We start from the raw sequence: 8,332 nt of genomic DNA on the forward strand, positions 1-8,332 counted from the left end.
AGCGCCTCGAAGAACCTCGCCTTCAGCACCTCAAAATCCACGATCCCCGCAACTCCCTGAACTCCAGGGTGTTGCGGGGATCAGTAGAACCGGCCGTACGGGCTCGGGGGCACGGTCGTGTCCGGAGGGGGTCAGCCGGTGTTGCGCAGGCCGGCCGCCACGCCGTTGACGGTGAGGAGGAGGGCGCGGGCGAGGAGCGGGTCGGGCTGCTCGGCGGCCTGATCGGCGTCGCGCTGCCGCTTGAGCAGGGCGACCTGGAGGTAGGAGATGGGGTCGAGGTAGGCGTCGCGGATGGCGAAGGTCTGCTTCAGGACGGGTTCGGCGTCGAGGAGTTCGTTTTCGCCGGTGACGCGCAGGACTTCGCGGACGGTGAGTTCGTGTTCGGTCTTGATGGTGTCGAAGACGTGGCGGAGCTCGTCGGGGACGAGGGTGTCGACGTAGTGCTGGGCGATCCGCAGGTCGGTCTTGGCCAGGGTCATCTCGACGTTGGAGATGAAGTTGCGGAAGAAGTGCCACTGCTGGTGCATCTCGTCGAGGACGGTGTCGAGGCCGGCCTCGCGCAGGGCCTTGAGGCCGGAGCCGACGCCGAACCAGCCGGGGACGATCTGCCGGGACTGGGTCCAGCCGAACACCCAGGGGATGGCGCGCAGGCCGTCGAGCGAGACGCCGGAGCCGGGGCGGCGGGAGGGCCGGGAGCCCAGGTGCAGGTCGGCGAGCTGGTCCACCGGTGTCGACGCGAGGAAGTACGTCGGCAGGTCGGGGTCTTCGACGAGGCGGCGGTAGGCGGCGTGGGCGGCCTCGGACACGACGTCCATCGCGGCGTCCCAGCGGGCGAGGGCCTCGCCCGACTGGCGCGGGGCGGTGTGCAGGGCGGAGGCCTGCAGGGTGGCCGCGACGGTCAGTTCGAGGTTCTCCCGGGCGAGGGACGGAATGAGGTACTTGTCGGAGATGACCTCGCCCTGCTCGGTGACCTTGATCTCGCCTTCGAGGGTGCCCCAGGGCTGGGCGAGGATGGCGTCGTGGGTGGGGCCGCCGCCGCGGCCGACGGTGCCGCCGCGGCCGTGGAAGAGGCGCAGGCGTACGCCGTAGCGGTGGGCGACGTCGCGCAGGCGGCGCTGGGCGCGGTGGATCTCCCACTGGCTGGTGGTGATGCCGCCGAACTTGGAGGAGTCGGAGTAGCCGAGCATGACCTCCTGGACGTCGCCCCTCAGCGCGACGAGGCGCCGGTAGGACGGGTCGGAGAGCATGTCCTCGAGGATGGTGTCGGCGGCCTTGAGCTCGTCGGTGGTCTCGAGCAGCGGCACGATGCCGATCTTGGCCCAGCCGGCGTGGAGGTCGATCAGGCCGGCTTCGCGGGCGAGGACGGCGGCGGCGAAGACGTCGTCGGCGCCCTGGCACATGGAGATGATGTAGGACTCGATGACCTCGGGTCCGAAGACCTCCAGGGCGCGCTTGACGGTGCCGAAGACTCCGAAGGTCTTCTCGCCGGGGGCGTCGACGGGGGCCGGGGTGGGTCCGAGCGGCCTGCGGGAGCGGAGCTCCTTGGCGAGGAGCTTGGCGCGGTAGTCGCGGGGCATGTCGGCGTAGCGCCAGGATTCCTCGCCGAGCCGGTCGAAGAGCTGGCCGAGGGCGTGGTGGTGGGCGTCGGCGTGTTCGCGGACGTCCATGGTGGCGAGCTGGAGGCCGAAGGCGGCGAGGGTGCGGATGGTGCGGGCGAGGCGGCCGTCGGCGAAGAGGCCGCCGCGGTGCTCGCGCAGGGAGCGCTGGATGATCCGCAGGTCGTCGAGGAGTTCGCCGGTGCCGAGGTAGTCGCGGCCGTCGCGGTGGGCGGTGCCCTTGGCGAGGCGCTTCTTGGTGTTCTCCAGCTTCTGGCGGATGCAGGTGGCCTTGAGCCGGTAGGGCTCCTCGGCGTTGAGGCGCTTGTAGCGGGGGCTGATCTCGGGGAGGTTGTCCAGGTCGGCCTGGAGGGAGGTCAGCAGTTCCTCGGTGGCGCCGGCGTAGCGGATGGAGTTGGAGAGGAAGCCGCGGAGTTCGTCGATGGTCTCCAGGGCGTCGTTGATGCCGTGCTCGTGCTGGAGGATCAGGACGTCCCAGGTGACCTGGGGGGTGACGTTGGGGTTGCCGTCGCGGTCGCCGCCGATCCAGGTGCCGAAGGTGAGGGGGCGGGTGTCGTCGGGGAGCTTGACGCCGGCCCGCTCCAGCTCGGCGGTGAGGTCCTCCAGGACGTCGCCGACGGCGCCCGCGTGCAGCTCGTCGAGGTAGTAGATGGCGTTGCGGGCCTCGTCGGCGGGCTCGGGGCGTACGACGCGCAGCTCGTCGGTCTGCCAGACGAGGTCGATGTTCTCGGCCAGTCGGGTGTCCAGGCGGCGCCGGTCGGACTCGATGACCGGGGTCTCCAGGAGTGCGGCGATGCGCCGGAGCTTGTTGAGGACCGAGCGGCGTGCGGCCTCGGTGGGGTGGGCCGTGAAGACGGGTCGGACGTTGAGGTTGGCGACCGTCTCGCGCAGGTGCTCGGGGTCGGCGTCCTTGAGCCGGTCGGCCGTACGGGCGAGGAGTCCGCCTTCGGCGGCGCGGCGGGCGCGCAGCTCACGGCCGCGGTGGACCTGCTCGGTGACGTTGGCCAGGTGGAAGTAGGTGGAGAAGGCGCGGACCAGCTTGGCCGCGGTGTCGAGTTCGGTGCCGCGCAGCAGCTCGGCGGCGGCCTCGCCGTCCTCGCGGGTGAGGCGGCGGACCTTCTCGACGAGTTCCAGCAGCTCGGGGCCCTCTTGGCGGACGAGGGTCTCGCCGAGCAGGTCGCCCAGTCGGCGGATGTCGGCACGCAGCTCGCTGCTCGTCGTCGTGGTCTGGTCGTCGGCACTGCTCACAGGTGCGGCTCCTTGCAGTGTTGAAGCTCGTCTGGGAGGGGAACCCGGACGGCGTCTCGCGCGGCGGGGCGCCGCATACGGTCCGGACATCCGGGAAGAAATCAGAGCGGACCGCGCTGTCCGACCGACTCCAGGATAGGTGTCGGCCGGGACGCGCTGGTTCGCGGGCTCTTGCCGCCGGGCGATGCACTGCCATACTTACGATGCCGTAGGTTACGGAACCGTAGGAAGCAGGTCACGGTTCGCGTGCCCCGGTCACTCGTTCTCCATCCACATACCCCCCAGGGGACGCGTATGACCAGTAGTTCCGACGTGATCGAGGATGCCCCGAAGGCGCCCGGTCAGGCCACCGACGCCGCTTCCGCCACGCTCGGCGGCGAGAAGAAGCGGTCCATCGAGCAGATCGCCCTGCTCCTCTTCATCACCGTCCCGTTCGTCGCGCTGTTGGCGGCTGTGCCGCTGGCGTGGGGCTGGGGGGTGAGCTGGCTGGACCTCGGTCTGCTGGTCTTCTTCTACTACCTGGGGTGCCACGGCATCACGATCGGCTTCCACCGTCACTTCACGCATGGTTCGTTCAAGGCCAAGCGGCCGTTGAAGATCGCCCTGGCGATCGCGGGGTCGATGGCGGTCGAGGGTCCGCTGGTGCGCTGGGTGGCCGATCACCGCAAGCATCACAAGTTCTCCGACGCGGAGGGCGACCCGCATTCGCCGTGGCGGTTCGGTGAGACCCTTCCGGCCCTGATGAAGGGCCTCTGGTGGGCGCACATCGGATGGATGTTCGACGAGGAGCAGACGTCGCAGGAGAAGTACGCTCCGGACCTGATCAGGGACAAGACGCTCCGCAACATCTCGCGCCAGTTCGTCCTGTGGACGCTGGTGTCGCTGGGCCTGCCGCCGCTGATCGGTGGTCTGGTCACGATGTCCTGGTGGGGCGCGTTCACCGGGTTCTTCTGGGGTTCGCTCGTGCGGGTGGCCCTGCTGCACCATGTGACCTGGTCGATCAACTCGATCTGCCACGCGGTCGGCAAGCGCCCCTTCAAGTCGCGTGACCGCTCGGGCAACGTGTGGTGGCTGGCGGTGCTGTCCTGCGGTGAGTCCTGGCACAACCTGCACCACGCCGACCCCACGTCCGCCCGGCACGGCGTGATGCGCGGGCAGCTGGATTCGTCCGCCCGGCTGATCCGCTGGTTCGAGATGGCGGGCTGGGCGTACGACGTGCGGTGGCCGTCACGCTCCCGTATCGATTCGCGCCGTAACACCGGGGAAGGCGGCTCCCCGCGCGGGAAGGAGCCCGTCGAGGCGGCATGATGGGCGCTGTGGCGACCGACTCGAGCAGCACCCCCAGCAACGACAAGCCGCGGCGAGCGCGTCGCACCCGGATGACCGGTGCCGAGCGCCGTCAGCAGCTGCTGGAGATCGGTCGCACGCTCTTCGCGGCGAAGGGTTTCGAGGGCACCTCGGTGGAGGAGATCGCGGCGAAGGCCGGGGTCTCCAAGCCGGTGGTGTACGAACACTTCGGCGGCAAGGAAGGGCTGTACGCGGTCGTGGTGGACCGTGAGATGCGGCGCCTGCTGGACATGGTGACCAGCTCCCTCACCGCCGGTCACCCCCGCGAACTGTGCGAGCAGGCGGCGTTCGCCCTCCTGGACTACATCGAGGAGTACACGGACGGTTTCCGCATCCTGGTCCGCGACTCCCCCATCCCCCAGTCGACGGGCACCTTCGCCTCGCTGATCTCGGACATCGCCACGCAGGTGGAGGACATCCTGGGCCGCGAGTTCAAGAGCCGCGGCTTCGACCCCAAGCTGGCCCCGCTGTACGCCCAGGCGCTGGTCGGCATGGTCGCCCTGACCGGCCAGTGGTGGCTGGACGTCCGCAGGCCGAAGAAAGCCGAGGTGGCCGCGCACCTGGTGAACCTGGCGTGGCACGGTCTGGACGGGATAGAGGCCAAGCCGCACCTGATAGGGCGCCGCAAGGCCTGAAGGACAGGTCCGTCCTAGACGGGTTCGAGGAATTCCAGGCGGTTGCCGACCGGGTCCTGCGCGTAGAACCGCTGGTGCCCGGGCAGGGCGGAGTCCCACACGACGGACGCCCCGCCGGCCTCCAGCCGGGCGGCGTAGGCGTCGATGCCCGTCACCCGCAGTCCGGGGTGGGCCTTGCGCGCCGCCCGGAAGTCCTCCTCGATCCCCAGGTGCAGCTGCACCGCCCCGGCCCGGAACCAGCACCCGCCCCGTCGGGCGAGCTCGGGCGGTTTCGCCACCTCGGTCATTCCGAGGAGGTCGACGTAGTACGCCCACAGCCGCTCCTCGCTGCCGGGCGGGGCGGCGAGCTGGACGTGGTCGAGGGCGGTGATCATCAGCCCTCCGTCCGGGCGACGGCGAACACCCGGCGGAACGGGAACGGCGTGCCGTGCGGTCCTGCCGGATACGCCTCGCGCAGCACCGCACGGTACTCGGTGACGAACTCCTCCCGCGCGTCGGGGTCGTCGGCGAGCGCGGTCAGCACGGGCCGCAGGCCGGTACCCTTCACCCAGTCGAGCACCGGGTCCTCGCCCTGGAGCAGGTGGAGGTACGTCGTCTCCCACACGTCGGCCGCGCAGCCGAGGGACGTCAGCCGCTCCAGGTAGGCCTCGGGGGTGAGGACGGCGTCGGCGTGGCGCAGGGTGTCGGTGAGCCGGTCACGCCAGCGCGGTGAACCGGCGAGTTCGCGCATGAGCCGGTGGCTGGGAGCGTCGAAGTTGCCCGGCACCTGGAAGGCGAGGGTTCCGCCGGGTTTCAGCCCTGCCACCCAGTCCGCGAACCGCTCGGCGTGCCCGGGCACCCACTGGAGCGTGGCGTTGCTGACGATCAGGTCGTGGGGCTCGTCCGGCGTCCACGTCCGTACGTCGGCGTGGCCGAAGTCGAGACGCCCGCCGCCCGAGGTCGGCCCCTCGTGGTCGACGTGGGCCTTGTCGAGCATCTCCGGCGAGTTGTCGTAGCCGGTGATCCGGGCGGTGGGCCAGCGGGCGGCGAGCAGCGTGGTGACGTTGCCGGGGCCGCAGCCGAGGTCGGCGATGCGGACAGGGTCCGCGGGTGGTCGCGAGGGCAGGTCGGGGACGCGGGCGAGGAGGTCGGTGAAGGGGCGGGCGCGGTGGCCGGCGTGCCGGAGGTACTGGGTGGGGTCCCAGGTGGGGGTGGCTGCGGGCATGGTTCCTCCTGGTGTCCTGGTGGTGACCGTGCGGGACGCACACCCAGCGTGATCCCCAAATTATCTCGATGTCAAGACACTTGACGTCAAGAGACTCTACGTCGACACAACCACTACACTGATCGTCATGGAGGACGAGGTCGATCGGCTGGTCGCAGCGTGGCGCCGGGAGCGCCCGGACCTCGACGTGGAACCGCTCGAGGTGCTCAGCCGCGTGAGCCGACTGGCCCGGCATCTGGACCGGGCGCGGCGGCTGGCGTTCTCGGAGCACCATCTGGAGCCGTGGGAGTTCGACGTCCTGACGGCCCTGCGCCGCGCGGGCACGCCGTACCAGCTCTCGCCGGGGCAGCTCCTCACCCAGACGCTCGTCACCTCGGGCACGATGACCAACCGCATCGACCGCCTGGCCAAGAAGAGCCTGGTGGAACGGCTCCCCGACCCCAGTGACCGCCGAGGCGTCCTGGTCCGGCTGACGGACGAGGGCCGGGACCGCGCGGACCAGGCCCTGGCGGGTCTGCTGGACCAGGAGCGTGCGATCCTCGCGGAGCTCTCCCGGGCCCAGCGCGGCGAACTGGCGGGGCTGCTACGCCAGCTGACCGCCCCGTTCGACAACATCCCCGGCTAGGTCCACGGGACCGACCCCGGCGCGCCGCGCGAGGGCGACGGCGGCGAGGGTGGAATGCACGCCGAGCTTGCCGAGCACGTTCTGCATATGGGTCCGCACGGTGTGCGGCGACAGATACAGGCGCTCGGCGACAGCCTTGCGCCCCAGCCCCGCGACCATGCACCGCAGCACTTCCCGCTCACGCGGAGTGAGGGACTCGACGAGCCGCTCGCTCTCGGTGCGGTGCTTGCGGGCGGCGGTGAGCTCCCGCAGCACGCCCGTCAGCAGCGCGGGCGGCAGGTGCGTCTCGTCGCGCAGCACGCCCCGGATGACCGTGAGCAGCCGGGACAGCGAGCAGTCCTTCGCCACCCATCCGCAGGCGCCGGCCTGCAGGGCGAGCGCCGCCCGCCGCGGATCGTCCTTCTCGGCGAGCACGACGATCCGTACGTGCGGCTGCGCGGAGCGCACGCCCGTGACGAGGGAGATCCCGTCGACGAGTCCGTCCGCGTTGCCCTCCTGCACGGGTACGGCCGGGCGGGCGCCCGGCACCTTGCCGCCCAGGTCGGCGTCCACGAGCAGCACGTCGAAACGCCGCCCCTCGGCGACCGCCCGCTCCAGGCTGCGCAGCGCGGCCGGACCACTGCCGGCCGCGGAGACGTCGACGTCCGGCTCGGCCGCCAGGGCCGCCGCGAGTGACTCGGCGAAGATGCGATGGTCGTCGACGACCAGGACACGGATGCGAACCACGAAACCCCCTTCCCCGAGCTCCCGAAGAGCAGGGGCTACCCCATCGTCGGAGGATGACACCGCGCGGGTACGACGCCGGAGTGTCCGGATCTGCTGCGTCCGACCATCGGTCCTCGCCGCAGCAGCCTGTTCGGGTCGCCGCAGCCGCACGGCCGCCGCCGTGCAGTACCGCTACCCCCACCCCGGGCGTCGTACCCGGCTGTCTCGCCCCCCTGAGCGGCACCGGCCCCCACCGGTGCTGTTCATCAGGGTACGGACGGGGGCCCGGAGCGGAAGGTTATTTGCAGAACTGACTGTCCGACGCGTTTATGGTGTGCCGCATGTTCCGTCTTGAGACAGAAGTCGACAAGGCCCGACGTGATCTGCTCCGCACACGCCTGCGGGACACGAACACAGCCGCCTCTCCGATCCTGCGCGCCCTGCGCGGAACACCGGACGAAAGGGACGCCCCCTTGCATGTGTGGGCTGTGAACGACCGGGACGACACCCTCGCCGGCGGCCTGGTCGGCCACACCTGGGCGACCTGGCTCCACGTGACCTACCTCTGGGTCGACGAACGCCACCGCGGCAGGGGCCTGGGCGCGCGGTTGCTCGCGCAGGCGGAACACATCGCGACAACCTCCCGCGGCTGCCGCTCGGCCCGCCTGGAGACCTGGGACTTCCAGGCCCCGCGGTTCTACGAGAAGCAGGGGTACGAGGTGGTGTGCGTGGTGCCGGACTATCCGCCGGGCATCACGGAGTACATGCTGACGAAGAGGCTGGGCTGACCTGCGGGGACGAAGCCGCCGACAACGCCCTGCCTTCACTCACCGATAGCGTGGGTTCACTTGAGTTGTCCCCGACCACAGAAGTGCCGGTCCAGGAGATCCAGTCCGTCAACCGCTGACTCGGAGCGTGGAACGTTGAGGGGAGCGGGGAGTGTGCCGGGCAC

At 70.5% G+C, this 8,332-nt stretch carries 8 protein-coding genes; 4 read left to right on the top strand and 4 right to left on the bottom strand.

The features are described 5' to 3' along the window. Nucleotides 1-131: 131 nt before the first annotated feature. Nucleotides 132-2,864 carry a phosphoenolpyruvate carboxylase gene (ppc, locus tag ABZ281_RS26720; protein ID WP_356659410.1) on the bottom strand — a complete coding sequence of 911 codons (2,733 nt, stop codon included), beginning with the start codon at nt 2,862-2,864 and terminating at the stop codon, nt 132-134. A 294-nt stretch (nt 2,865-3,158) separates the two neighbouring features. On the opposite strand from ppc, the gene ABZ281_RS26725 reads away from it, so the two are divergent. Next, nucleotides 3,159-4,172, top strand: coding sequence for a fatty acid desaturase (locus tag ABZ281_RS26725; RefSeq protein WP_356659412.1), 1,014 nt, complete (start codon nt 3,159-3,161; stop codon nt 4,170-4,172). Then, the gene (locus tag ABZ281_RS26730; protein WP_097217094.1) at nt 4,169-4,846 is read left to right on the top strand and encodes a TetR/AcrR family transcriptional regulator; all 678 of its coding nucleotides are present in this window, start codon (nt 4,169-4,171) and stop codon (nt 4,844-4,846) included. The genes ABZ281_RS26725 and ABZ281_RS26730 overlap by 4 nt, the downstream gene beginning before the upstream one ends. Before the next feature lie 14 nt (nt 4,847-4,860). Here ABZ281_RS26730 and ABZ281_RS26735 read toward each other — a convergent pair whose 3' ends face one another. Both ABZ281_RS26735 and ABZ281_RS26740 read right to left on the bottom strand, forming a co-directional pair. Next, nucleotides 4,861-5,220: a VOC family protein gene (locus tag ABZ281_RS26735; RefSeq protein WP_356659414.1), complete on the bottom strand. Its 360-nt coding sequence runs from the start codon at nt 5,218-5,220 to the stop codon at nt 4,861-4,863. Next, nucleotides 5,220-6,050, bottom strand: a complete 831-nt coding sequence (locus ABZ281_RS26740) for a trans-aconitate 2-methyltransferase (protein ID WP_356659416.1) — start codon at nt 6,048-6,050, stop codon at nt 5,220-5,222. The genes ABZ281_RS26735 and ABZ281_RS26740 overlap by 1 nt, the downstream gene beginning before the upstream one ends. A 127-nt stretch (nt 6,051-6,177) precedes the next feature. On the opposite strand from ABZ281_RS26740, the gene tamR reads away from it, so the two are divergent. Further along, nucleotides 6,178-6,675 carry a MarR family transcriptional regulator TamR gene (tamR, locus tag ABZ281_RS26745; protein WP_356659418.1) on the top strand — a complete coding sequence of 166 codons (498 nt, stop codon included), beginning with the start codon at nt 6,178-6,180 and terminating at the stop codon, nt 6,673-6,675. On the opposite strand, the gene ABZ281_RS26750 is transcribed toward tamR, so the two are convergent. Next, nucleotides 6,634-7,401, bottom strand: coding sequence for a response regulator transcription factor (locus tag ABZ281_RS26750; protein ID WP_329328439.1), 768 nt, complete (start codon nt 7,399-7,401; stop codon nt 6,634-6,636). The genes tamR and ABZ281_RS26750 overlap by 42 nt on opposite strands. Nucleotides 7,402-7,709: 308 nt before the next feature. On the opposite strand from ABZ281_RS26750, the gene ABZ281_RS26755 reads away from it, so the two are divergent. Beyond that, complete coding sequence (locus ABZ281_RS26755) at nt 7,710-8,168, top strand: GNAT family N-acetyltransferase (protein WP_356659420.1); 459 nt, start codon at nt 7,710-7,712, stop codon at nt 8,166-8,168. Nucleotides 8,169-8,332: the final 164 nt, after the last annotated feature.

The sequence above is a fragment of the Streptomyces sp. NPDC006265 genome (genome assembly GCF_040613555.1).
Taxonomy (GTDB): domain Bacteria; phylum Actinomycetota; class Actinomycetes; order Streptomycetales; family Streptomycetaceae; genus Streptomyces.

Coding starts and splice junctions, on each gene's coding strand:
- ABZ281_RS26725 (WP_356659412.1), top strand. CDS start 3,159: ATGACCAGTAGTTCCGACGTGATCGAGGATGCCCCGAAGGCGCCCGGT.
- ABZ281_RS26730 (WP_097217094.1), top strand. CDS start 4,169: ATGATGGGCGCTGTGGCGACCGACTCGAGCAGCACCCCCAGCAACGAC.
- ABZ281_RS26735 (WP_356659414.1), bottom strand. CDS start 5,220: ATGATCACCGCCCTCGACCACGTCCAGCTCGCCGCCCCGCCCGGCAGC.
- ABZ281_RS26740 (WP_356659416.1), bottom strand. CDS start 6,050: ATGCCCGCAGCCACCCCCACCTGGGACCCCACCCAGTACCTCCGGCAC.
- tamR (WP_356659418.1), top strand. CDS start 6,178: ATGGAGGACGAGGTCGATCGGCTGGTCGCAGCGTGGCGCCGGGAGCGC.
- ABZ281_RS26755 (WP_356659420.1), top strand. CDS start 7,710: ATGGTGTGCCGCATGTTCCGTCTTGAGACAGAAGTCGACAAGGCCCGA.